This is a genomic window from Providencia sp. 2.29 (assembly GCF_015832305.1).
Classification (GTDB): Bacteria; Pseudomonadota; Gammaproteobacteria; order Enterobacterales; family Enterobacteriaceae; genus Providencia; species Providencia stuartii.
Window position 1 is genome coordinate 3,038,860 of sequence record NZ_CP065420.1, and the last position, 25,974, is coordinate 3,064,833.

Consider the following 25,974-nt stretch of genomic DNA (forward strand, 5'->3'; position numbering starts at 1 on the left):
CTTCAAGGTATAGATGCCTTTACAGAGAGCTATCACATTATGGATATCATCAAAAAAATACTTATTGAAGATTTAGACACCATCAATAAAAAAGAAAAACGCGATGGCAAACCTTACTTCAACAGTCAATTCATCGCAAATCATCCTTACCTGTGTATCGGTATGGTCGCGGCCTATATTCCATTAGCAATTTTGGTTTTATATGCCCCTTATTTTGGTCTGTATTGGATGCTAGGTTTTACCGCACTATTTGTTATTTTAGCGGCTGTCTTATTATTTGATATTAAACCTGTTTACCGTTTTGAAGATATTGGCGTGCTCGACCTGCGTGTTTGTTATAATGGCGAGTGGTTTGTTACCGAGCAAGTTTCTGATGCATCAATTCAAAAGATACTTGATTCAAATGAAGTCAATCATGCAATTAAGCAAGAAATAACCCGTTTGCTAGAACTTAAAGGGATGCTTTCATTTTATGATATTTATCATATTGCCTATCCTGAGATCCCATCACAGGCAAAGGCCCCTTTAATGACTCAGAATAAAGCGCAATATCAATAAGCTAGTATGAAAATCAACCATAATGCACAGTCAGTAATCAAACAGATTATTTTTGTGTTTTTATCGTTGACAGTCTGAGGCGATACCGTTAATATTCGCCTCGTTCTCAGGAACACAACAATTCCTCCATAGTTCAGTCGGTAGAACGGCGGACTGTTAATCCGTATGTCGCTGGTTCAAGTCCAGCTGGAGGAGCCAAATTTTGAAAGCCCGCTTTATAGCGGGCTTTTGCTATTTAAGCAACCGCATTTTTTAAGAATGCATTACGCCAATGCTGAACCCCCTGCGCATTTCGCTGATATTGCCTTATCGGCGCTAGCACCAAACTAAAAAAGGCAAAGTAGCCTTCGCACAATTGGTTACGTCCAAATTGATTCAAATGAGCCGGGCAACCGCCTTGGCAAACCATTTTAACCGAGCATTGTTGGCACTCTTTGCGTCGACTCTTATTTTGCCCAAAAGGCAACGAGATAGATGCCTCGACAAAATCACTAAATCCTTGCTGCCCATTAAATTGACCAAGATAGTGACTTTGATTTGCTTGATGATCGCAAGCGTAAATCTCGCCTTGAGTTTCCATCATCATATTCGTGCCACAGCGTTCTGAATGAACACAAGTACTGCTCACCTGAGTAAAGTATTGGCTATATACCTGTTCAATGTTCATCACAAAAACACGCCCGATATGCCCTGACGCTTGCCACTGTTGATACACTGAGCTTAAAAATAGCCCCCAATTATTCGCACTGAGCGTGAATCCTTGATGGATAGCATCCCCCTCCAGCATAAGGGGTTGAAATTGAATATAGCGAATACCGAGTTGTACAAAATGAAGGTAAATCTCTTTGCCTAAATGAGCGACACCATCGTGTACCACCGTTAATATATTGAATTCAATGTCAAACTGTTGCAGTAGTGCGATCCCTTTTATTACGGAGGCATAGCTGCCACTATTTCCCCTTCTATCATGACGGTATTGATCATGGATAGATTCGGGGCCATCAAGGCTCACGCCAATAACAAAATCATGTTGTTTCAAAAAACGGCACCAAGAAGGCGTTAATAACGTCGCATTCGTTTGCAACGTGTTAATAATACGCACTCCGTGAGGCGCATATTTTTGCTGTAACGCAATCGCGCGCTTATAAAAATCTAACCCCGCTAATAACGGCTCTCCACCTTGCCAGACAAAATTGATCTCTTTGGTGTAAGCCGGCTGGGCAGCTATATAATTTTTAATAAATGGTTCCAACATGGCTTTGAGCATTGGCGCCGCTTTCTGCTCATTATGCTGGGGGTAATAACAATAATCACACTTTAAATTACATCCCGAACCAACAGGCTTTAATAAAATATGAAAAGGAATTGCTGATTTTAATGATTTCCCCTGCAATCTGGGAGGGTCATAAAAAGAAATTTTCATATTAACCTCCCATCATTTCACCTTTGCAGGCTCAATACGCTTATTTGTCTTCGGATCTATGCCGATATAGTTCCCTGTAGACTCATCGACACCGATGTAATCGATAGCCTCTCCTTTCGCTTCAATAATCATGCCGGTCTTGGCAAATTGTTCGTATTTCTTTTGCAGCTTTTGCACAATTTCAGGGTGTTTTGCCGCTAAATCACGGGTTTCAAGTGGATCTTCTTTTAAATTGAAAAGTTGCCAAGGAGCCATTTCTGCTTTTGGAGAGGCTTTCACTAAACGCCTTAATTTCCAATCGCCTTCGACTAACGCCGCTTGATTATGTAATTCGACACCAAATAGCTGCCGTGGATTAACAGTCGATTTGCCAAGGAAATGGGATTTAAAGCTCGTACCTAACATCGGTAATGGATGGATATTTTTGATCTGCTTATTAGCATCAATACCAGCAAATTCATATAGCGTTGGGGCAATATCGTAAACCGCCATCAGTGTTTTATCTATACTCCCCGCCTTACCAATACCCGGCCCAGTGATAATTAAATCGGTATTGATCCCCCCTTGAGCACTGGTCGTTTTATGGTAATTGGCATAAGGTGCATTACTGACATTCGCCCATTGAGGCCCCACAGAGACAAACGAATTCTTACGCCCAAGATTTTCATAGCTATTATCAAACTGTTTCCAATATTCAGGGTCTGACTCATAATAAAAACCGGATGCAGGGTTTGCACCATTATCTGTCGCAAAAATAATAATCGTATTTTTATCTCTCCCCGTCTCTTTTAGCGTATTAATAACGCCACCAATCTGATCGTCCATATAGGCAATCATTGCAGCATATACTTGCATCGTTTTAGCTGCATAGCGCTTTTCTTCAGGGGTTAATTGTTCCCATTCCTTATCCAAATTTAATTTCGGCATCGGTGTTTTATCGTTAATAATCCCTAATTCTTTCAAGCGATTTATTCTTTGCCGATAAATTTTGCCAAATCCTTCGTCATATTTTCCGTCAAATTTACGGATCCAGTCATCAGGCGCTTGGATAGGATCATGAGGTGCGGTGAAAGCGAGGTAAGCAAATATTGGTTGATCACTCGGAGTCTGTTTAATCCACTGTTCCAATTGCTGCGCATAGTTTTTACTTGAATAAAAATCGCTCGGCAACGAAACTTTCTCGCCATTTAACGTATAATACGTATGGAAACTTTCAACCGTTCCAAGCGGTTTAGCATCATCAAAATGACTGGTTCCTCCTCCCATAAAAGCAAATGCTTGATTAAAACCTCGGTCTGTTGGCCTCGCACCTTTGGTATAACCTAAATGCCATTTGCCTGACATCAACGTGTTATAACCCGCATCTTGGAAGCGTTCAGCCATGGTTACCACTCTATCCGTTAAGCGTAATTCATAACCTGGCTTGCCGACCGTATTTTCATACCACCACATCCCTCCCATTCCCGCTTGTTGGTTTGTGGCTCCAGTCATTAACATTGAGCGTGCAGGAGCAGACATCGGCGAAGTGTAATACTGGCTCATCCTGACACCTTGCTCAGCCATTTTTTGCAAATTTGGTGTTGGGATTTCCCCTCCAAAAGGGCTAATGTCCGAATACCCCATATCGTCGGCAATGATGATCAGAACATTAGGCCTATCATCGACTTCCCCCAATGCCACACCCGACATCACGGAACTTAATGCAATTGCTAGCAGTGTTTTTTTCATCACATCACCATATTGTTAATTTATTGTATCATTAACGTTAAATATAGTTTTGCTTTATGACTATCGTTCTTAGGTATGATATCTACAGGTAATGTTTTTCGCCGACATAACCACCGCATTGCTCACTTAGCAATCACTTGGCATTTTTTTTCATATTTATACTTTACAAGCATGAACAGGATGGGTAATATGCGCCTCGTTCTCAGGAACACAGCAATTCCTCCATAGTTCAGTCGGTAGAACGGCGGACTGTTAATCCGTATGTCGCTGGTTCAAGTCCAGCTGGAGGAGCCAAATTTTGAAAGCCCGCTTTTTAGCGGGCTTTTTCGTTATGCAGACTTATTCTAACATTATTTGAATAAATCGCGTTCGTTAGCTAATAACTCTTTATTTCCCTTCTCTATGGTTTGCCTAAAACGTTATGAGAGATCTAAGAAATCAATAATGGTCAAGTGCTTTTTATTCATTTCTAACACTCGATTTTGTAAATATTGCTGAGTGATTTCATAACGGTCATTGTTAGCATATTTCACATAAACCATTCTTAGTAAAAAATAGAGCACAAAAAGTACCAAGTTGAGCCCTAAGAATAACAACAGAATATGTAGATTAGCTCTAAGTTCAGGAGCAAGGGAAAAAGAAAAAGGCATTAGTGAGAATGTCATAGTGAAACCAAAGAGAATGGCGAATTTTAATGAAAACATTACGCTATATCTTTTGAAGAAAAAAAATATATTGAAGTAAATAGGTAAGCTGATTGACTCGTATTATTAATGAGACCAATCACCGCTTTTTTCTCATCATGGATAATCTCAACATCATCCCCTTTTGCAACAATAAATGGCGCTTGGCTCCTCATAAAGATACTATTTTCCTTTCTTCGTTCATGAGTACCACAATAGTAAATATTGCCCTTACTGTGAATATAATGGTAATTATTGGATGCATCAATTTCTACCCTTTTATCAGCAACATAGTTACTTATATGTACATTCTTATTAATAGTTTCCTTTTCCTCAACTTCAAAATGACTAACATGCAAACCTAATTTTTTTATACGATTAATATTTATATCAGGATTACTTTCTATATAATAATGTTCAGTGAAACTCAATTTATTAATTATCTTTCTTAACAGAAAAAACATATAGAAATAGGCTTTTTTATTGAATATTCCAGTTTCACTTTGTCCCTTTTCTTTTTGTAAATTTAGAATCGCCGAATTAAAAGGAGAACATAACATTATCCACAATCCTTTTACCCCATAAATCAAACCTATGTAAACAATTGCCATCAGAATAAATGCTATTCCTGATAGGAATATATCTGCTTTTATAATCATTATCAGGATCGCCATGATAATTAGCACAAAAAAATTAAAGAGAAATGCAAAATCTCCCTCTCCTCGCTCGTAATCAGTCGTCAATTCACATCCATTTTCAGCGATTAACCAATATAACCAATAATCACCACTATCGAGTTGACTAACACAAACCTTTAATTTTTCATTTTTTTGATACTGTCTAATTTGGGAAGTATTTGGGGAAATTGAGAGCTATAACAATATAAAACCTTATTTGATGCTATGATCCTTATAATGTCATCACCACAAATTTGTTGAATATCATATCGGTCAAACTGTACCTCAATGACCGTAGTATCCTTTGGCACATGCTCCTCCTTGTTCTATTCCATTTTTAGTTTTATCGTACGTTAAGATAACGTGCCTACTATTATTAAATCAGTTATCCATACTAAAATATGCAAACCAAGCCACAAAAATAGCAATGACCATTCATCGCAAATACCACAATTATAGCGATCAGTTTATTTTTAGCACCTGTCAGATCCCTTATTCGATGAAAGTTACAGCAATTCGATCACATAACAAGCAATCGAACTTTTATTGCTGTTTCTTCTTTGACTTTTAGAATCAGTAACGCTAATATTCCTCTCGCTTTAAGGCGTTCCTCCATAGTTCAGTCGGTAGAACGGCGGACTGTTAATCCGTATGTCGCTGGTTCGAGTCCAGCTGGAGGAGCCAATCTCTTCTTATTTAATTCATCTTAATTCACCCAACCTTATCTTAAATTCACATTTTTTCTGTCCTATCATAAAACCATTCTTTTTCAAGATAATTGTGAATTAACATAGCTATTTTATCGTTTTCGTTTTATCATTCTGCTCCGGCTTGAGCATTTCGCTCATTACTCTATTTACCCTTTACGGAGCCGGTTTCATGACAACTGCAACAACTTTAACGATCCGCCGCCCAGATGATTGGCATGTTCATTTTCGCGATGGTGATATGCTAAAAACTGTTGTGCCTTATACCAGTCAATTCTTCGGTCGCGCCATTGTCATGCCAAATCTCGTTCCCCCTGTCACGACAATAGAGATGGCTAAAGCATATCGTGAACGTATTATTCAAGCAGTTCCTGAAGGTGATCGCTTTACGCCATTAATGACGTGTTATTTAACTGACACCACGAATGCTGATGAACTAATACGCGGCTTTCATGAAGGGATATTTACTGCTTGTAAACTGTACCCTGCCAATGCAACAACCAATTCAAGCCACGGAGTCTCTGATATAAAAAATATCTACTCTGTACTTGAGGCAATGGAGCAAGCAGGAATGCCATTATTGATCCATGGAGAAGTCACATCCAGTCAGATTGATATCTTTGATCGCGAAGCTCGTTTTATTGAGCAAGTCATGGAACCTCTTAGAAAAACATTCCCTAAATTAAAGGTGGTTTTTGAGCACATCACCACTAAAGAAGCTGCCCAATATGTACTAGGGGGCGATGACTATCTAGCAGCTACATTAACACCACAACATTTAATGTTTAATCGCAATCACATGTTAGTTGGCGGTGTGCGCCCACATTTGTACTGCCTGCCTATTCTAAAACGCAATGTTCACCAAGAAGCATTGCGTGCAGCCGTTGCTTCAGGCAGTGATCGTTTCTTCTTAGGAACGGATACAGCACCTCATGTTCAACATCGTAAAGAGTCCTCCTGTGGCTGCGCTGGGGTTTTTAATGCTCCAACAGCACTTGCAGCTTATGCAACAGTTTTTGAAGAACTCGGCGCACTTGCTCATTTTGAAGCCTTCTGCTCATTAAATGGCCCTAAGTTCTATAATTTACCTGTTAATGATGGCTTTATTCAGTTAACTAAAGAAGAAAATATAACCACCTCATCCATTGAGTGCGGCCATGATGCACTGATCCCTTTCCTTGCAGGTGAGGATGCTCGCTGGTCTGTACGCGTTGTTGACTAGTCATATCGACGGGAAGCTCATCACTTCCCGTTAGTCCTTTTCCCTTTTTTGTCACTTTTTTGCATAATCTGTCATTTGGATGCAAAAAAAAGCGTATTTTTCTTTTCAATTGGCAAAATCCCCTTATACTGATTGATACTCGTTATGAGTTTTTCGCTCTTAGTCAGTTATCGATATATATTTATCACGCAGTATGATTAGGAGGTGTTTATGAATAGAAAAAATGAAGTGATTCAGACTCACCCTGTTGTTGGCTGGGACATCAGTACTGTTGATGCCTATGATGCAATGATGTTGCGTTTGCATTATCTCCCAGAAAAAAGTGAAAACAGTGAGAACGCCATTGTTGATAAAACAATGTGGTTAACAACCGATGTAGCCAGACAACTTATTGATATTCTACAAGCCGGTATTGATAAAATAGAGTCCGGTGATTATGTAGAGCCTGACTTTAAAACGCACTAGTGAAAATAATGGATATTTGGTAATAACCAAATATCCATTAACACCATCAATAATTCATATCTTTTTAGTATATTAAATTTTTATACTTCTAATAATTAATATTCATAATATAAAAATAATAATAGTTATTTTTATATTAATTGCAAAAACAAACTAAATTAATTATTTTTTATCACTAGTTTATTGACTTTAATATCCATTCCAATTTATTGTAATCCTCTTTCGAACAAGGATGTTCCTTATGAGAATACTCATTATTGATGAATGTTATTATACTCGAATTGGTATTACTGAATACTTATCTTCAAATAAAAAACTTGAGTTTATTAGTGTAGGATGTATTGATGAAGCTATTCATTGTATTAACAATAGTAAACCCAATATCATACTCGTGAATTTAACTTATTATTGTCACCATTCCAATTACTGTTTAACTTTAAAAAAGCTATTAAGCACATCAAATGAGATTAGATTCTATATCTACATTAATGCCCCTTATCCAATATCTGATAAGCCACTATTACTTAAAGATAATTATTTTATTATGTCTAAGAAAATCATTATCCCTACGTTAGATAAAGTGATCAATGATGCGGAACAAATAGAAAAAACAATAAGGCTAACTAATAATTCAAACTCATCAATATTTACACTAAAAGAACAATGCATTATTAATAGTTGGATGAATGAAACACCGAATCATATTATTTCAAAAAAACTGGGGATCAGTAATAGCACCGTTTATTCACAAAAAAGACATATTGTCACCAAAGTCTATGTTAAAAATCGTATTGAGCTATTTTTTATTTATAATATTTTTAAATATCTCTATTAAAAAAAGCCCTTAATCGGGCTTTTTTATGAGTGACTAATTATCGTTATTTAATAGGCCATCACTTAAGCGATGACGTGATTTATTAAATATTTTATTGCTGACTTCACGCCCTGCTCGACGTGCACGTTGCACTTCTTCTGGCAGTTTCATCTCCTCAGTACAGGCAACACTACAGCAGCCTTCATATTTTTCTGCGCATGAAGGGCACTGAATAAATAATAAATGACAGCCATCATTACGGCAGTTCGTATGCGTGTCACAAGGTTCACCACATTGATGGCAGTGAGCCAATACTTCATCAGTAATGCGCTCCCCCATGCGGTTATCAAACACAAAGTTTTTCCCTTTAAAACGTAACGGTAAACCTTGCTCTTTGGCTTTACGCGCATATTCAATAATACCGCCTTCAACGTGGTATACGTTCTTAAAGCCATTATGCAGCATGTAAGCACTCGCTTTTTCGCAGCGGATCCCACCTGTACAATACATGACTATATTTTTATCTTTTTGTTCCTGTAGCATATCTACAGCCATTGGCAGCTGATCTCTGAAAGTATCAGAAGGCACTTCAATCGCGTTTTCAAAATGACCAACCTCGTATTCATAGTGGTTACGCATATCTACAAATACGGTATTCGGGTCATCAATCATCTCATTCACTTCATGTGCTTTAAGATATTGCCCTGTCTTTGAGGCATCAAATGAATCGTCAGTAATCCCATCCGCAACCACACGATCACGGACTTTCATGCGTAAGACCCAGAAAGATTTACCATCATCATCAATAGCGATGTTAAGACGTAAATTATTCAGTTCAGGGCTAGTGCTATAAATCAGTTCGCGCAACGCTTCGACATTTGATGAAGGCACGCTGATTTGAGCGTTGATACCCTCTTTAGCGATATACACACGGCCAAACACATTAAGTGCTTTGAACTTCACATACCACTCGTTGCGAAATTCTACTGGGTCGTGGATGTTGAAATATTTATAAAACGAAATTGTGGTACGTGGCTCAGTCTCCGCCAACATACGCTCTTTAAGAATTTTATTTGAAATTTGATTATGTAACACTGGCATGGTGTTCTTTAAACCCTTATAACTCATTGAGATTAATTTAATAAAATGTACCAGTGTCCACATAGTGTCCACACTAGCCATTATGACTATTATCGCTGTTATTTTGTGAATAAAAAACCCTGAATGTTAAAAGGTTTTATATTGAATATTACAATGCCCTCTCGATAGTAAGTTGCACCATAAATTTATTTCACATTGAAATTAAGTTATGTTATAACATTTTTCGCCTATTTGACTTACTCGTTGAAATGTACCGCTTATGAAATTCAATGTGTTATTCCTCAGTTTGTGTTTAGTCTTTTCTTTCAAGAGTTTTGCTCACCCCCATAGCTTTATCGATATGCAGGTCATACCCGAAATCAAGCAACAGCAAGTTATCGGCCTGACATTCACGTGGAAGATGGATCCAATGACCTCTGCGGATATTGCTTATGAGTTAAAAAATAGCCAAGAAGATGACATTCAATGGAAAACGCAAGCGGCAACATTAATGGCAAATATTCTTGCCCAGGACTATTTCACCGACTTTTATTCACAAGGTAAAAAAATAGCTTTTCAAGCGATACCAAGCCATTACCGCTTACAACGTGAAGGGCTACAGCTTATTTTTTCATTTACTGCGCGATTAAAACAACCCGTGCCGATAAAAGGATTGGATATCGAGTTTATGACTTATGACCCGACATTTTTTGTCAGCATGACCTATCCCAATCAACAGGCGGTTATTCTATCTAACACGCTAGACTCCCAATGTAAAATGACGCTCAACGAGCCTAATGTCACTGATGAGTTACGCTTTTATGCCTACTCGCTCGATATCAATCAAACACCTGAAGATGACACCACATTAGGGCTGCAATTTGCTCAAAAGGTGAAGATTGCATGCCAATAATTCAACGTAATAAACCCAAGCACCTAAACTTAATCATCGTTGGCGTAGTTTTCATCGCTCTCTACGCCGCCGCTTATCTCTACCAAAATTGGTCAGTTTGGTTACAAACCAGTGTTGCTTGGCAGCGCCAGCTCAATCTTTTACTCTCGGAACTACTGCAATCGACTCAGCGCGACCCATTACAAGCAGGTAGCTTGCTAGTCGCTGTCAGCTTTTTATATGGGCTCCTTCATGCACTAGGCCCAGGTCATGGTAAGCTGATCATTAGCACCTATATCGCCACCCACCCAACACGTTTAAAACAAAGTGTTATCCTTAGTCTACTCGCTTCTTTATTACAAGGTGCCGTGGCGATTGTGTTAGTTTCAGCTGTATTAGTGGTTTTCCAGCTCTCTACTCGCCACTTGAATATGGTTAGCTTATACAGCGAAAAACTCAGTTATGGTTTCGTTGTTTTGCTGGGTGCCTTATGTTGCTACAAAGCATTTCATCAATGGCTAAAAGCCAGAAATAAACGGACAGCATCAGTCTTACATATCCAGCGCCTTTTGCCGTTAAATTCAACCTCAATATCCGCTATCAAGACACCGCCTAAAATGGCTCCTCTTTGCCAGTGTGGTCACCAACATGTTGTCTCAAGTCAGCAGTTACAAGCCTCTTTACGCACCCAAGCCATTTTGGTTCTATCTATGGGGCTGCGACCTTGCTCCGGTGCATTATTGGTATTGCTTTTTTCTTATGTGATTGGGGTGTATACGTGGGGGATCTTCGCTGCACTAGCCATGGCAATGGGAACCGCATTCACCATCAGCCTTATTGCTTTGTTTGTCTATTTTATGCGTCATCACGCAATGCGGCTGACCAAAACTCAGGGGATCTCTTTTTCGCCTTACTGGCGCGCGCTCCTTTATTTGTGTACAGGGTTAATTTTTATTCTGTTAGGTGTCTTGATGTATCAAAGTTTGATGCTCACTGAAACAGCGTCACCTTTGCTATCGCCACGAATACGCTGATCAAAAGACGAAAAAAAGGAGGGCTCCCCCTCCTAGGCATCTGCCGAAGTTACGATGAGGTAGCCACATCGTAAAGCGCAATGTCAACTGTCTAAACTTATGGTGACCAGCGCAAAGTGCGCTGGTCTGTTATTACTTTTAACCGATTAATTCAATTCGAGCCGGTAAGCCTTGTCTCACTGAGGCACCGGATACCCAATCTAACCAAGTATTCGCCACTTCACGCGTCGGGTCGGCAAAACCTAAATCATTTAGGTTAATGCCTGAACCATTCGCAGCGTTCATTGGCATTGGCTCACCATCAAGGTAATGCTGTTTAGCCCCCATTTCTTTATGACCATAACCATGTTCGATGGCTAAAACCCCTGGCATAACACCGTCTAACACACTGATTTGTGCTTCAACATGACCACCTGGCGTAGTTATCTTGACCCAATCTCCATGCTTAACCCCCATTTTTTGGGCATCATCAGGGTGAATAGCCACAAGATTGGTAGGTTTCACATGGCGTAAACGTTCAATCATTGTCGTTGAGCTACTCATGACATGGGATTTAAATGACATAAGCTTTAACGGCCATTCTGTTGGTGGGAAAATCTTATTCACATCTTCCCCATTCGCTAAACGAGGCGGATAGTAAGTTGGACAACCACTATAGCGCTCCCCCGTAATCGCATGACGGTTCACCGCCACCGTTGGGTTCCAAATCTGCAACCCTTTCTTCCACTGAGGCCCTGTTGCATCACCATCCCACGCTTTTTCATAAGGCGCAAAACGACCACCGCGAGTATAGATATAGGCAACACGACGGATCTCTTCCGGTTTGAGTGTTTTTTCCATTGCAGGCAAAATCCGTTCCACACCACTGATTTGGATGTCTTCATTTGCTGCTTCTGGCACTGGTTTTTCACCTAACCATGCCATATTTGCAGCGACACGTAGGTAATAATCTTCAGCACAATTAAGTGGATATTTATTTCCATCCATATCTTCAATCACGTTGTCACCAAACCCAGGAAGGTCGAGCGCTTTCGCCACTGCGATACAAAATGCTTCCATTGAAATAGGCTGACCGTCGGCCGTTTTCGCGGTACGTGCTCCAACAATTGGCCAGCGAGCAGTACTGGCTTTCACTTGAACCCCCGACCAAGCCCCACTAAAGCCCCAACTTTCAAAGTTATGGGTATCCGGCACAATATAATCCGCCAGCGCTGTTGTCTCATTCATAAAGGCGTCAATACCAATGATAAGTGGAAGATGTTTTGGGTCTTTCAGCTTTTCTTCCATCACCTGACGAATGCCTGCAATACCGTAAACAGGGTTAGTCATGTTGGTGATCCATGCCTTAAGTGGATACGGATATCCCATCAACGCTGACGCTAATTGTTCAGTTAACTGACCTTTGGCAAACGGATACCATGGTGCTTTTGCAGGATAAGGATTTTCACCAGCAGCAACGCGAGCCTTGAATTCATCTGATTTTTCATAGGATTCGTTACTACGGGATAACACAACACCTTTTGGTTTCACTTTGCCAGCGTAGCTCGTTATCTTGTAACGAGGACCATCGCTTTCACCGTTGAATTTACCACCACCTACTGATACCCCACCTTTCAAATTCAGGTTACCAATAAGCGCATTCAGCATAATGACCGACCACGCGGTATAGAATCCATTCCCCCCCATCATACCGCCATGCGAGATCACCGCAGCTTTACGATCATAAGAGGTTAATGCACGCCCCAGTGACTCAATGGTTTTAACTGGGACTTGGCAGCGTTCACTATACTCTTCCAACGTCATGCGCTCAGCTGCTTCTTTCAAACATTGGAAACTAGATTTAACCGTGACTTCGCTACCATCGTGCAATGTCACCTGACGCGTGACAAACAGCTCTGCCTGCGTCACATCATCTGCGAGTTTTAGCTCACCTGACGCATCCTGAACCAAATATGCTTTTTTGCTGTCATCATCTTCCGCCATCTGACCATTAAGATGTGAAGCGATCAATAATTGCCCTGCTAATGGATGCTCGTCATCAGTGATCACTAAATGAGTAGAGTTGGTCCAGCTCTTTTCGCCAACTGCTTTCATCGATTTTTCGCTTGGTACGCGCAAATATGCGGCATTGTAACGCTCATTTTCGATGATCCAACGGATCATTCCCATGACTAATGCCGCATCCGTTCCCGGCTGCACAGGAACCCAATGCCCATGATCATTCGCCAGAGTCGTTGTAAGTGGCAATGCAGGGGCAACCACAACATAGTTAAAATTGTCACGTAAACGTGCAGATGCCAGTTGGCGACCTTGGCGTTTAAATGGGTTACCCGACTGTGCTGGCGATGTTCCAATAAATAGCGCAAAACGAACATTATCCCAATCCGGTTTGACGTGCGCATTTTTATCCAGATCATCCATTAGTGCCCCAGAGCCAGCACGGTATGCCAGACCACAATAGGAGCCATGGGCACCAAAGTTTTTACTACCAAAAGCATTTTGGGCAAAGCGGCGTATAAAACCATCACGACCATCATCCCCCGCGTTAGTCACCAGCAGTTGGTTGGCTTTGGGGCCTAATTTAGGTTGTGATGGATCGAGAGGCGTTTCAAGGTCACGGATCGCCCGTAAGCCATCAACATGCCCTTCACCAAATAAATCGCCCCCTTCAACCACTTCTTTGATTAATTGTTCAAAACTGATACGTTCCCATTTACCTTCACCACGTTTACCAACACGTTTCATCGGCTCTAGGATACGCAATGGGCTAGTTAACCCTTCCATTAAGGTTGCACCGCGAGCACACGCCGTGGAGCGATGTTCTAACCCACTTTCGCCGCCCATTTTATTAAACGCCGTTTTCAGTGGCATACCATACGGGAAATGTTTTTCGTGAGACAGAGGGTGATATGGATTCCCCGCAATACGTAGCACTTCGTTTTTTGCCGTATCGACACGAGCACGGATCCCACATTGAGTCCAGCATCCAAAACATTGGGTCATCGCAATAACTTGGCTAGGATCCTCTTTCCAACCACCGTTAGCTTGCCCCTCTGGGCGCAATGAGTTGCCATGAATACGATCTAATGTGACTTTACCGGAAGTGCCATTGGCGAGGCCATCAACTGCACGCTTAGCCACATCACGGTAACCTGCACCAAATAGTGCTAAACCACCGACAACTAAACCACCTTTGAGCCACTGACGTCTTGAGAATTTAGCCATGTTGCACTCTCCTAGCAAACCAACGAACACCTTCACGAATAATAATAATCAGAGCGATCCACAAACCAAACGTACCAAGTAGAGCTAACAGTCCGTCCGTTCCCATCGGGAAGTGATATGGATTAACTAACACGTTATATTTTGGCACCGCTTGAACTTCCATTAGGAAAACCCAGCGCAAGCTCCACGTTAGCCCCATCGCCACTAATGCCGCTACTGTGATATAAACCATTGAGCGTGTAGCCTTTAATGTCATGATTGACATTGCCAATGCCACAACCCACAGTGCGCATATCCCCATGAGCATCCACCAGCCAGGGCTTGCGACCTCTAGTTGATGACGAACAGCAATACCCGAAACAGTGTCACCCGATAACCACAATGCAAAGCAGACAGCTAACAGAAGCAAGCTAATTGCCTGAAGACGTGCTAAGCGCTGCTGATATTGAGGTTCACGACGAGCCCCCAAGCTAATTAACGCAGGAACCGCTTGCATTGCACTAAAGAACAGCAGTACAGGGATCCACCAGCTAAACCAAATAGGTCGTGCGATCAGCACCGAGGCTTCACGACCGGTATATAACAATAAACCTACCGCAGACAGCGCTGACAGTAAGGCCACCCAACGTGTTGCTTTAAATTCTTTTTTCCAAATTAATTTCACCAACAATGCAACAAAGTAGAGGCCGCTAAAAGTGGTAAACAATGGCAGTAAAACTGAGCCCCACCACATCCATGACCAAATAGTTGGATGAGCATAGAAGTGCCAAACACGCGCCGTTTGGTGTAAGTCGGCGGTCAGCGCTAATGGAGCCGTGATCCCCATCGTTATCGTGATAAAGACGGCAATCATCTCTAATCGGCTATTTTCACTCTTACCTTGCCAGTGCAAGTAACAAGCATAAAGTGTCGCGCAAGCCGCGATACCGATAAAAAAGAAGTATTGAACGGCCCAAGGCAACCAGAAAAACTCTTGTGGCTGTGCCATAATTTCCGAAATATAGGTCACTTGTTCGCTCATCAGAATACCTCCTGCCATAATGCGGGTTGCCCTTTACCGGCTAGCGGTTCAACAAAAGCATCATCCAAGCCTAAATAAAACACTTGAGGTAATGTGCCACTTTCCGGTTTCAGCACTTTAATTTCGGCTTTATGTTCTTCGAGCATTTTCCGGATCGTACTGTTTGGATCTCTTAAATCACCAATAATTCGCGCGCCACCAACACAGGACTCAACGCAGGCTGGTAGTAAGCCGACTTCAAGACGATGCGCACAAAATGTACATTTATCTGCGGTTTGGGTCGTATGGTTGATAAAACGCGCATCATATGGGCAAGCTTGTACACAATAAGCACAACCAACACAGCGCTCATTATCAATAACCACAATTCCGTCTTCCCGTTGAAACGTGGCTTGTACTGGGCAAACGGGCACACAAGGCGGGTTATCACAGTGGTTACACAAACGTGGTAATAGGACGTTTGCCACGCCCTCCTGCCCTTTTAAAGAAACTTGATATTGGTTAACCGTCGTACGAAACTGACCTTGCGGTGTCTGATTTTCAACAGAACAACTAACGGTACAGGATTGACAGCCGATACAACGGCGTAAGTCAATCAGCATACCATAACGTTTTTCAGGGTTACCTTCGCGGCGAGTTGGGGAGAAATTGAGTCCAGCTTCGGCAATCGGTATTAACGATGCCCCCGCGGTGACTGCCCCTAATTGTTGTAGAAATTTTCGTTTACTCAGATCCATAATTGGCTCCAGTAGGACATTGCTAATGCAAAAACAGATGGTAAATATTAGTATGCTTTTGGTTTTACAGGCTTTATTTACCGTTACCTCAACCTATTTTTGATAACCACGGTAATTCTTATTTCTCTTTAAAAACGGTGTGTTATCTTTAATTAGCTTTATTGTATGAGGGGCTGCGTAACGACCCTATTGTGGTTTACCACATACCCGTAACTAAATTGATCTAACGCAACGAATAACCCAAATATGTTAAAGAAATCATCTATGTCTTTGTATCGCCTACTGTTCATCTTGCTTCTTGCTGGCAGTTTTCCTGCTATGGCGGCTGAATGGAAAATCGGGGTGCTTGCACTACGCGGTGCAAACTCAACACAATCCCACTGGCAAATATTAGCCGACACATTAAATGAGTCTCTACCGGGTGAACATTTCACGTTACAGCCACTTAACTTGGATGAGATGCGTGACGCAATTGCAGAGCGTAAGATAGACTTTCTGCTGACAAACCCTGCTCAATTTATCCAACTCGATAGTCGCTATCATTTACGCTGGTTACTTTCATTGCGTTCATCCGTAGAGCCTGATAGCGCCACTCGTAACGTTATCGGAAGCCTTATTTTAGTGCGGGCAGACAGTGATATTAACGAGGTAAAAAACCTAATTGGTAAAAAAGTGGGGGCAATTTCTCCAGACGCTTTCGGCGGCTACCTTTTAGGTTATAAGGTACTCAGAGATATGGGGTATGACGCAGAAAAAGATTTTCGTATGCAGTTTCTCGGTTTCCCCGCCGATGCGCTCTTATATGCCTTACGCGATAGCTCACTTTCGGCTGCTATCATCCCTGTTTGCTTATTGGAAAATATGGACAGTGAAGGATTAATTGATAAAAACCAGTTTCGGCCTTTAATTGAGCATGCGAGCACTCTACCTTGTAAGACCAGCACTGAGCTTTACCCTAACTGGTCATTTGCTGCCTTGAATGATGTCCCCGATAATTTAGTTGATAAGGTGACCAAAACATTACTTTCATCCGATAAATCTGGAATGCGTTGGGGAGCCCCAGCATCAGTGAACCAAGTCGAAACCTTGTTACGTGATGTAAACCAACATCCACAGCAACGGCAAATTTGGCAAGACATTATAAGTTGGTTGATCCAGCATCAACTATCGCTAGGCCTCGTCTTACTCTTTTTTATCTTACTTGGGGTCAATCATGTTTGGATAGCCTTCTTAGTTCGCCGCCGTAGCCGCCAATTAGAAGAGGCTCACAATCGCTTACGCCAACAGGAAGCGAATTTAGAAAAAGCTCAGCGATTAAATATATTAGGTGAAATGGCCTCAGGGTTTGCCCATGAGCTTAACCAGCCACTTTCCGCGATCCGCCACTACGCACAAGGTTGTATTTTACGTCTCAAAAAAGAGTCAGATGATCATCCCCTGATTAATGCCTTAACAAAAATTGATAATCAAGCGCAACGCGGGGCCGATATTATTCGTAATCTTCGCCTATGGGCTGGGAAACCTCACCAAGAGGTCGCACTGCAACTGAGTGAGCAGCATGTTATACCGACGATACAACATATTTGGCAATTACTACGGGTATCGCAACATTATCCACAGGTCAAACTCATGTTACCGGACAGCCGTGACGTTTCATTGAAGCTACCTGAAACACTGCTGGATCAACTGCTATCAAACCTCATTAGTAATAGCTTGCAAGCCGGCGCGACAACATTATGTTTTAGCTTTCACTTTGCCCCAGAACGGTTTTTACTCGTACTACAAGATGATGCAGGCGGCATGCAGCCTGAACAACTGACTCAAGGGATCACGCCTTTTGCAACCACTAAAAAAGAGGGATTAGGGCTAGGTTTAGTGATCTGCCAGCGATTGATCCAAAGCCAAGGGGGCGACATTCGCATTGAAAATAATGTGAGTGAGGCTGGCTTAAATGGGCTAAGAGTAACCCTCATTTTCCCGTACCATCATGGAAAATCGAGCGAAACATAGCCTTATTCAGTAACGATAAATAGGACTTTCGCATACTATTGATAACATTAACTATGTTAATATGTAAAAATACATTCATCATGAATTTAAACATTGATATCCCAATTTGATGAAGTGAGGTTCTATTCATGCCTGTTATCCATCTGGTGGACGACGATCCGGCAGTTACCGATGCTTGCCAATTTCTCCTTGAAACGCTCGGTTATACCGTCGTTGTTTGGAATGACAGTGAACAATTTGTTCAGCAAGCCGACCTTCACCAAGAGGGCGTGGTACTCCTCGACATGCGTATGCCAAAACTGGATGGTCGCCAAGTTCACCAACTGCTCAAAGCCCAACAAAGCACATTAGCGGTGATCTTTCTCTCTGGTCATGGCGATATTCCTATGGCCGTCGAACAAGTCAAACTAGGCGCTGTCGATTTTCTACAAAAACCAATTGATAGCCAGCTATTAGCAAAAACACTTGAGCAAGCACAAGAAAAAACCCAACAAGCCACGGCAAGTTATCTTATTCAGCAGCGTTACCAAACACTGACACCAAGAGAAAAAGAGATTTGCAAATACGTTTTGCAAGGCTTAATTAACCGGGAAATCGCCGATGTGGCCTGTGTTTCTGTTCGAACCGTCGAAGTGCATCGTTCTCGCATGATGGAAAAAATGGCAGTACGGAATTTGGCCGAACTGATGAGTACCCTACAGACGGCCAATTTATTAAATGAATAATTTGTTATACTCACCATACTTTAGGTGGCAACGCTGTTAATTAAGTGAATTTACTCAAATTACAGCCTTAGGTCTCTACTGACCTGCCCCTCAAATTATTTAGAGTATATAATAGATACTATTGATAATTTGATTGCTTTTAGCACTGGCTTGCTTGCTCATCTCATGGCCTTCTAGTCGCTAAAATCAATCTGTTAATCGCTGTTGTCATAAAAATTTAAACAACTCACAACAGCCTTCAGTCACTAACCTAATTTTTTGGAAACCAATGATACAAGCTCCAAAGTTTGATAAAAGTTTATTACACCCACGTTACTGGCTCACTTGGTTTGGTATCGGTCTGCTTTACGTACTGGTTCTTTTGCCCTATCCCATGATTTATTGGATGGGAACCCGTTTAGGCTTATTGTCCAAACATTTGCTAAAAAAACGCGCCCAAATTGCCGATCGCAACCTAGCGCTCTGTTTTCCTGAAATGAGCTTAGAAAAACGCCAACACTACATTGATAAAAATTTTGAGTCCGTGGGTATGGGGGTTTTTGAAACAGGCATGGCATGGTTTTGGCCTGAATGGCGCATACGCCGCTGGTTCAAAATCGAAGGGCGTGAACATATGATTGCGGCTCAATCGACAGGTCGTGGCATTATTGTATTAGGGATCCATTTTCTGACATTAGAGCTTGGTGCAAGAGCTTTCGGTATGCTTAACCCCGGCATTGGCGTTTACCGCCCAAATGATAATAAATTAATGGACTGGCTTCAGACCCGAGGACGCCTACGCTCTAACAAATATATGTTGGACCGCAAAGACGTCAAAGGGATGGTACGCAGTCTCAAACAAGGGGAAATATTGTGGTATGCCCCCGACCATGATTATGGTCCTCGAAATAGCTCGTTTGCCCCACTATTTGCAGTAAAAAATGCAGCAACCACCAATGGCTCAGCGATCTTATTGCGCTTAGCGAATCCGCTTATTGTTCCTTTTATTCCGCGTCGCTTACCCGCAGGAAAAGGTTATGAGTTGGTTATTCAACCTGCTGTCGATGATTTCCCTATCGATGATGAAGTCGCGGTTGCAACCAAAATGAATCAACTTATTGAGCAAGCGATATTATTAGCCCCCGAACAATATATGTGGCTACACCGACGTTTTAAAACGCGCCCCAAAGGAGAAACTTCTTTGTACGGTGATTTAGACAAAATCCATCATTAGATAAAACACAACGGCTGTCAGTTATCTGGCAGCCGTTGTGTTTTAAGCATAAACAGTTGAGCAAGGAGTCTATGTTAAACAGAAACAGTTATTGGAAACGTAATCTTTATGTCGTTTGGTTCGGTTGTTTTTTAACCGGTGCGGCATTTAGCCTGATCATGCCTTTTCTTCCGCTTTATATTGAGGAGTTAGGGGTTACCGATCACAGCTCATTAAACCTATGGACAGGGGCCGTTTTCAGTATTACGTTTTTGTTTTCCGCTATTGCCGCTCCATTTTGGGGGCGTTTATCTGACCGCAAAGGCAGAAAGTTGATGCTACTACGCTCAGCACTCGGTATGGCAATAGTGATGGTGCTCATTGGTTTCGCTCAAAACATTTGGCAATTATTGATACTAAGGGCCTTATTAGGATTACTCGGTGGATTTGTGCCCAATGCAAATGCCCTCATCGCCACACAAGTTCCCGTGAAAAAAAGTGGTTGGGCAATGGGCGTATTAGCGACGGGTGCCGTTAGTGGTGCCCTGATCGGTCCATTGATTGGCGGGTTACTTGCTGACCAATATGGCTTACGCCCCGTTTTCTTTATTACTGCAACGGTCCTCTTTATTTGTTTTATTGTGACCTTATTCTATGTTCGTGAACGTTTTACCCCTGTTTCACGTAAAGACGCGCTGAATAACAAACAAGTATTTGCCTCCCTCAAAAATAAGAATTTGGTGATTAGCTTATTTTTTACCACCATGATTATTCAAGCTGCGATTGGTTCCATCAACCCTGTCATTACACTCTATGTTCGTGATCTTGCAGGCACGACTGAGAATTTAGCCTTTATTAGCGGGGTAATTGCCTCAATTCCAGGGGTTGCAGCGCTACTCAGTGCGCCTAGATTGGGGAAACTAAGTGATCGTATCGGGCCAGAAAAAGTGCTACTTGCAGTATTAGCGGCCTCTATTTTCGTTTTATTCCCTATGGGATTGGTGAGTAATTACTGGGAGTTGGGGGCGCTGCGTTTCTTGCTCGGTGCATTAAACGCCGCTTTATTGCCCGCAGTACAAACATTAATTATCTATAACATCTCACATCAAGTGACAGGGCGCATTTTCAGCTACAACCAAGCCTTGCGGGATGTTGGGAACGTGACTGGCCCGCTAATGGGCTCGTTTGTGGCCGCAAGCTATGGCTTTAGAGCCGTCTTTTTCTTTACCGCTGCCTTAGTTCTATTTAACTTACTTTATTCATGGTACATCATTAAACGTCAATCTCAGGATTGTAAATCACCATCGGCCTAATAGAAAAGAGAGGGCTAAGCCTTCTCTCGCTGCTGAACAAAACATCCCATCACGTTCACTGTGAATAATCGGTAGAGTTATTTATTCATTTCCCTCATTTATTGTAGGTATAACAGCATTTTATGCAAAAAACACAGAAAACATAACATAAATTTATGTTTTATAAGGCTATGTTTCTTTTATAATCACCTCTTTTCTTGTCAACAAAATTCCTGTATTGTCGCCTACCTTATCGTGAAAAATGCGAGTGATATCGACTTTTCACCTTAAAAAAACACTTTTCACAATAAATATATTCTGTTTTTCAGTGTTTTTATAATAATGTATGTTAAAAATATGTTTACAAAATGAAGTTAACATATCTCTAAATTTTGGCACCTACCACTTTGTCAGGTGTTTTTTCAAGCACAACTAATCAAAATATAATTTATCGGAGTTCACAGATGAGTCATTCTGCGACTAAAACAAAAACCTTTTTTGGGCATCCATACCCACTGAGTTCACTCTTCCTCACCGAAATGTGGGAAAGGTTCTCTTTCTATGGCGTGCGCCCACTGCTCATCTTGTTTATGAGTGCCGCACTGCTACAAGGGGGAATGGAGTTACCTATTGAGCAAGCTTCCGCTATCGTCGGGATCTTTGCTGGTGGGGTTTATATCACATCACTTCCTGGTGGCTGGCTAGCAGATAACTGGCTAGGGCAGCGCAGAGCGGTTTGGTACGGCTCGTTAATCATTGCATTCGGCCACTTATCGATCGCAATGTCAGCGTTTTTAAGCAATACCTTCTTCTTTGTTGGTCTCCTATTAATCGTGTTAGGAACTGGTTTGTTTAAAACCTGTATCACGGTTATGGTGGGAACACTCTATAAAAAAGAAGATACTCGTCGTGACGGTGGTTTCTCCTTGTTCTATATGGGGATTAACATGGGGTCGTTTATCGCTCCACTGATCATCGGCCCTTTGCATGAAAAATACGGCTGGCATCTTGGCTTTGGTCTTGGCGGTATCGGTATGCTGATTGCACTCTTGATTTTCCGTTTCTATGCCATCCCACAAATGCGCCGCTACGACAAAGAAGTCGGGTTAGATTCAACGTGGAACCGCCCAACTGTCGAGCGTAAAAATGTCGGTAAATGGGTAACGCTCGCTATGGCAATCCTCGCGGTGTTAGTGATCCTTATCGACAATGGCGTTATCCCCTTTAATGCGGCGACAATCGCAAAAAGCTCAGCCTACATCATCTCCACGTGTGTGGGTATCTACTTCTTTTTCATGTTCTTCTTTGCCGGCCTTAATAGCAGTGAGCGTTCACGTCTCCTCGCTTGTTTGATACTGCTCATTGCAGCAGCTTTCTTCTGGTCAGCGTTTGAACAAAAACCAACCTCATTTAATATCTTTGCGCGTGACTATACCGATCGCCAAATGGGCTCATTTGAGATCCCAACCATTTGGTTCCAGTCTATCAACGCATTGTTTATTATCCTGTTGGCACCTGTCTTTAGCTGGTTCTGGCCTTCTCTTGCCAAACGCAATATCAACCCAAGCAGCATGACTAAATTTGTCATCGGTATCTTATTTGCTGCGGCAGGCTTTGCGGTCATGATGATGGCAGCCAACCAAGTTCTTGCCACACAAACAGGGGTTTCGCCGTTCTGGTTAGTTTCGAGTATTCTTTTACTCACTCTCGGTGAGCTATGCCTAAGCCCTATTGGCTTAGCAACCATGACTCTGCTGGCACCACAAAAGATGCGTGGCCAAGTGATGGGGCTCTGGTTCTGTGCAAGCGCATTAGGTAACCTTGCTGCTGGTATCATGGGCGGGAATATCAATAAAGAGCAACTAAATTCAATGCCTGAGTTGTTCTCACATGTTTCAATCGCATTAGTTATCTGTGCAATCGTGCTAGCTGCATTAATCATTCCAGTCAGAAAAATGTTAAAAAATGCAGATGATAACGAAGTAAACGCAAAATAATTTTCCGTTAGTTATCAATCATCCCCTCGCCCGATATGCAGAATTGCCTATCGGGCGTTTTTATTTCATCCTTAAAACTATTATGTTAGTGATTAATTAACGCTATACTTTTCCCCTATTTAACCTGCTTTTGGAAACCGTTATGAGTCTTTCAACACTGCCTGTTTTCTATGTTGATGCTTTTACCAATACCCAGTTTCAAGGCAACCCTGCCGCGGTCGTATTACTTGATGAATGGTTACCAGATAACCAATTGATTGCGATTGCGGCTGAAATTAATTTATCAGAAACCGCATTTTTAGTTGGGGATCATATTCGCTGGTTCACACCGGCGGTAGAGGTCAATCTCTGTGGGCATGCCACATTAGCGGCTGCATTTGTCCTTAATCAGTTTAGGCAACACCCCATTAACCCTTTTATTTTTAAATCCCTCTCAGGGGAGCTGACGCTTTATAAAAATGGCAGTGGGTTTACTCTCGATTTCCCTATTCTCAACACACAACCCGCTTCAATTGCAGATTACCCACAGCTAGCCGATATTTTGGGGGTTGAAATTGAAGCATTGTGGCTAGCTAAAGATCGCTATGTCTGTTTCTTAAGTAGCCCTGACCAAGTGGCACACTGCTCTCCAAATATGTCTGCTTTAGCTGCACTGCCTCTACCTGGCCTAACAATTACAGCAGCAAGTCATGAACCACATATCGACTTTGTTTCACGCTATTTTGCCCCAGCTAAAGGCGTGGATGAAGATCCCGTCACAGGTACCTCGCATTGTGCCATTGCCCCATTATGGGCGGCTCGCTTAAATAAAAATCAGTTAGTCGGCCATCAAATATCGGCTCGTGGTGGTGTCGTACTATGTGCGGTTGAAGATCAGCGGGTAAAATTAACGGGTGAGGCAACACTGTTTTTAACGGGTCATATACATCTATGATCACTAATATATTTACCCTTAAAATATCATCGGTGTAATTTATTTTAAAAGCATATTACACTGAGTTGATAGATGAAAGGCAGCTAGGCGACGACGCATATGCCACTAAATACATACAAATGTATGCCATTATTGCATCAATGCCGTCAGCAATGCTGCCATTTGAAGTATGACGAATATCGTCTCCACAGCAATTATTGTAAGGCCATATTATGCGTTCTGACGTTGATGAGATAATCACGCAAAAAATTGAAGGTTCTATCACAAGTGTTTCAAAGGTTATTTTTCCAACCACCACTAACCACCACGACACCTTATTTGGTGGTACCGCTCTCGCTTGGATGGATGAGGTCTCTTTTATTACCGCAACACGTTTTTGCCGTAAACGCTTAGTGACAGTCTCAACCGAAAAAATCAATTTCACTCACCCGATTCCTTCTGGCACCATCGTCGAATTAGTCGGTAAAGTTAGCCGCGTTGGTCGAACAAGTTTGACTGTCAATGTGTCGATATTCTTAGAAGATATGTATCGTGAAGGACGCGAAGAAGTGATCCATGGTCAATTTAATTTTGTTGCCGTTGATGATAACGGAAAACCAACACCAATCATTGATTAATATAAAGTTTTAATTAGTTAAAATAGCAATAAATATACCAATGGACACACTCATGGACACAAAACCAATCCCTATAAACAAGGGCTTATTCACTATAAACTGCATTCTACATATATCAGTTGCCTAACATAAAAGATATTAAAAGCCCAACTCAATCGTGTGTTCTATTTTTCTGCTCCTATTGAAATTACATTGCATTTTACTGTATAAAACAACAGTGTTTTGTACGCAAGATGTTTATCACCTTACACCTATGAAGGAGCATTTATGGTTAATATCAAAATAAGACTTGACCTCAACATGAAAGGGAAGCTCCCTATCGGCACCTTTCAAGCACTTCAAGCTCAAGTTGAGAAGAGATTAAAAAACAAATACCCTGAATTAAATGTGGATATTGGCTGGGGAGCTCATACTAGCCTAAATATTGATGGGCTAAAAAAGAATGAAAAAAAAGACTACATCGAAGAAGTGCTGCAAGAGATTTGGGAAGATGATAGCTGGCTCCCCGAAGGAAAACAAACGGAAGATATAGAATATTTTGACAAATAAATTAAACGAGCCAACTCAAGCTGTTGGCTCATTCCAATTTGAGTAGATTAATTAGCATGGGAGGAAGAGGTAATTATTATCTGGGTATCCAAATACTGTTTTTCCTTATCAATATCTGTTAATTCATTTTCAACTAAACTTTCTTTAGTTATTAGTTCAAAAAATTCCCCAATATCAATATCTAACACTTGTAATGAAGAAATTAATTCATCAATACCAATCCTATTAATCCCCCTCTCGTAACGATATAATTGCTGTTCACTTTTAATTCCAGCTTGTTTAGCTAGCTGAAATGCTGTTAGCCCACTCTGTATTCTTAGCTTCTTAAGGTGAAATCCCACTAATTTAGAAATTGAGTTAGTGCTCTTCATATTGTGCCCCTTTAGTGTAAT

The 25,974-nt window shown here is 41.6% G+C and carries 23 protein-coding genes and 3 tRNA genes; 17 read left to right on the top strand and 9 right to left on the bottom strand.

Going from position 1 to position 25,974, the window contains the following annotated elements:
- Positions 1-39: 39 nt before the first annotated feature.
- Together I3B46_RS14155 and I3B46_RS14160 are read left to right on the top strand one after the other, a co-directional pair.
- Positions 40-558, top strand: coding sequence for a YlaC family protein (locus I3B46_RS14155; protein ID WP_004918510.1), 519 nt, complete (start codon positions 40-42; stop codon positions 556-558).
- 122 nt (positions 559-680) lie between these two features.
- Positions 681-756: transfer RNA gene (locus I3B46_RS14160), tRNA-Asn, on the top strand.
- Positions 757-793: 37 nt separating this feature from the next.
- Here I3B46_RS14160 and I3B46_RS14165 read toward each other — a convergent pair.
- Together I3B46_RS14165 and I3B46_RS14170 are read right to left on the bottom strand one after the other, a co-directional pair.
- Positions 794-1,981, bottom strand: a complete 1,188-nt coding sequence (locus tag I3B46_RS14165) for an anaerobic sulfatase maturase (protein WP_004918509.1) — start codon at positions 1,979-1,981, stop codon at positions 794-796.
- Between the two features lie 12 nt (positions 1,982-1,993).
- Positions 1,994-3,709, bottom strand: coding sequence for an arylsulfatase (locus I3B46_RS14170; RefSeq protein ID WP_163762092.1), 1,716 nt, complete (start codon positions 3,707-3,709; stop codon positions 1,994-1,996).
- 218 nt (positions 3,710-3,927) lie between these two features.
- Here I3B46_RS14170 and I3B46_RS14175 point away from each other — a divergent pair.
- A tRNA-Asn gene (locus I3B46_RS14175) sits at positions 3,928-4,003 on the top strand.
- A 125-nt stretch (positions 4,004-4,128) separates the two neighbouring features.
- Here I3B46_RS14175 and I3B46_RS14180 read toward each other — a convergent pair.
- Both I3B46_RS14180 and I3B46_RS14185 read right to left on the bottom strand, forming a co-directional pair.
- Positions 4,129-4,374 (bottom strand): hypothetical protein, encoded by a 246-nt coding sequence (locus tag I3B46_RS14180; RefSeq protein WP_231405861.1) that lies wholly within the window; start codon positions 4,372-4,374, stop codon positions 4,129-4,131.
- Positions 4,375-4,412: 38 nt separating this feature from the next.
- Positions 4,413-5,051: a hypothetical protein gene (locus tag I3B46_RS14185; protein WP_230084754.1), complete on the bottom strand. Its 639-nt coding sequence runs from the start codon at positions 5,049-5,051 to the stop codon at positions 4,413-4,415.
- Between the two features lie 626 nt (positions 5,052-5,677).
- On the opposite strand from I3B46_RS14185, the gene I3B46_RS14190 reads away from it, so the two are divergent.
- The 4 genes from I3B46_RS14190 (at position 5,678) to I3B46_RS14205 (ending at position 8,298) form a co-directional block, all read left to right on the top strand.
- Positions 5,678-5,753 (top strand) — tRNA-Asn (locus I3B46_RS14190).
- A 195-nt stretch (positions 5,754-5,948) separates the two neighbouring features.
- Positions 5,949-6,998 carry a dihydroorotase gene (gene pyrC, locus I3B46_RS14195; RefSeq protein ID WP_104873378.1) on the top strand — a complete coding sequence of 350 codons (1,050 nt, stop codon included), beginning with the start codon at positions 5,949-5,951 and terminating at the stop codon, positions 6,996-6,998.
- A 210-nt stretch (positions 6,999-7,208) separates the two neighbouring features.
- Entirely contained in the window at positions 7,209-7,463 is a 255-nt protein-coding gene (bssS, locus tag I3B46_RS14200; RefSeq protein WP_004918503.1) for a biofilm formation regulator BssS, read from the top strand.
- Between the two features lie 241 nt (positions 7,464-7,704).
- Positions 7,705-8,298, top strand: coding sequence for a LuxR C-terminal-related transcriptional regulator (locus I3B46_RS14205; protein ID WP_014658016.1), 594 nt, complete (start codon positions 7,705-7,707; stop codon positions 8,296-8,298).
- Between the two features lie 33 nt (positions 8,299-8,331).
- Here the strand turns inward: I3B46_RS14205 and trhO are convergent, their stop codons facing one another.
- Entirely contained in the window at positions 8,332-9,378 is a 1,047-nt protein-coding gene (gene trhO, locus I3B46_RS14210) for an oxygen-dependent tRNA uridine(34) hydroxylase TrhO (RefSeq protein ID WP_014658015.1), read from the bottom strand.
- A gap of 259 nt (positions 9,379-9,637) precedes the next feature.
- On the opposite strand from trhO, the gene I3B46_RS14215 reads away from it, so the two are divergent.
- Positions 9,638-10,270, top strand: a complete 633-nt coding sequence (locus tag I3B46_RS14215; RefSeq protein WP_040132990.1) for a DUF1007 family protein — start codon at positions 9,638-9,640, stop codon at positions 10,268-10,270.
- Positions 10,261-11,283 carry a nickel/cobalt transporter gene (locus tag I3B46_RS14220; protein ID WP_163762093.1) on the top strand — a complete coding sequence of 341 codons (1,023 nt, stop codon included), beginning with the start codon at positions 10,261-10,263 and terminating at the stop codon, positions 11,281-11,283. The genes I3B46_RS14215 and I3B46_RS14220 overlap by 10 nt, the downstream gene beginning before the upstream one ends.
- 138 nt (positions 11,284-11,421) lie before the next feature.
- Here I3B46_RS14220 and ttrA read toward each other — a convergent pair whose 3' ends face one another.
- From ttrA to ttrB, 3 genes are read right to left on the bottom strand one after another with little or no spacing between them, the layout of a single operon-like run.
- Positions 11,422-14,508: a tetrathionate reductase subunit TtrA gene (gene ttrA / locus I3B46_RS14225; protein WP_104873376.1), complete on the bottom strand. Its 3,087-nt coding sequence runs from the start codon at positions 14,506-14,508 to the stop codon at positions 11,422-11,424.
- Positions 14,501-15,529, bottom strand: a complete 1,029-nt coding sequence (gene ttrC, locus I3B46_RS14230) for a tetrathionate reductase subunit TtrC (protein ID WP_014658010.1) — start codon at positions 15,527-15,529, stop codon at positions 14,501-14,503. The genes ttrA and ttrC overlap by 8 nt, the downstream gene beginning before the upstream one ends.
- Complete coding sequence (gene ttrB, locus I3B46_RS14235) at positions 15,529-16,266, bottom strand: tetrathionate reductase subunit TtrB (RefSeq protein WP_004918495.1); 738 nt, start codon at positions 16,264-16,266, stop codon at positions 15,529-15,531. Before ttrB ends, ttrC begins: the two co-directional genes overlap by 1 nt.
- Positions 16,267-16,530: 264 nt before the next feature.
- Between ttrB and ttrS the strand changes: the two genes are divergently transcribed.
- The 8 genes from ttrS (at position 16,531) to I3B46_RS14275 (ending at position 25,582) form a co-directional block, all read left to right on the top strand.
- Entirely contained in the window at positions 16,531-18,276 is a 1,746-nt protein-coding gene (gene ttrS / locus I3B46_RS14240; RefSeq protein ID WP_081384213.1) for a tetrathionate respiration histidine kinase TtrS, read from the top strand.
- A gap of 128 nt (positions 18,277-18,404) precedes the next feature.
- Positions 18,405-19,001: a tetrathionate respiration response regulator TtrR gene (ttrR, locus tag I3B46_RS14245; protein ID WP_004918493.1), complete on the top strand. Its 597-nt coding sequence runs from the start codon at positions 18,405-18,407 to the stop codon at positions 18,999-19,001.
- A gap of 268 nt (positions 19,002-19,269) precedes the next feature.
- Positions 19,270-20,214: a Kdo(2)-lipid IV(A) acyltransferase gene (locus I3B46_RS14250; protein ID WP_004918492.1), complete on the top strand. Its 945-nt coding sequence runs from the start codon at positions 19,270-19,272 to the stop codon at positions 20,212-20,214.
- A gap of 71 nt (positions 20,215-20,285) precedes the next feature.
- The gene (mdtG, locus tag I3B46_RS14255; protein ID WP_004918491.1) at positions 20,286-21,506 is read left to right on the top strand and encodes a multidrug efflux MFS transporter MdtG; all 1,221 of its coding nucleotides are present in this window, start codon (positions 20,286-20,288) and stop codon (positions 21,504-21,506) included.
- Between the two features lie 443 nt (positions 21,507-21,949).
- Positions 21,950-23,482, top strand: a complete 1,533-nt coding sequence (locus I3B46_RS14260; RefSeq protein WP_004918490.1) for a peptide MFS transporter — start codon at positions 21,950-21,952, stop codon at positions 23,480-23,482.
- A gap of 142 nt (positions 23,483-23,624) precedes the next feature.
- Entirely contained in the window at positions 23,625-24,416 is a 792-nt protein-coding gene (locus I3B46_RS14265) for a PhzF family phenazine biosynthesis protein (RefSeq protein WP_036943694.1), read from the top strand.
- A gap of 212 nt (positions 24,417-24,628) precedes the next feature.
- Entirely contained in the window at positions 24,629-25,033 is a 405-nt protein-coding gene (locus I3B46_RS14270; protein ID WP_004918488.1) for an acyl-CoA thioesterase, read from the top strand.
- Positions 25,034-25,300: 267 nt separating this feature from the next.
- Positions 25,301-25,582: a DinI-like family protein gene (locus tag I3B46_RS14275; protein ID WP_060561364.1), complete on the top strand. Its 282-nt coding sequence runs from the start codon at positions 25,301-25,303 to the stop codon at positions 25,580-25,582.
- A 47-nt stretch (positions 25,583-25,629) separates the two neighbouring features.
- Here the strand turns inward: I3B46_RS14275 and I3B46_RS14280 are convergent, their stop codons facing one another.
- Positions 25,630-25,953: a helix-turn-helix domain-containing protein gene (locus tag I3B46_RS14280; protein WP_042116475.1), complete on the bottom strand. Its 324-nt coding sequence runs from the start codon at positions 25,951-25,953 to the stop codon at positions 25,630-25,632.
- Positions 25,954-25,974: the final 21 nt, after the last annotated feature.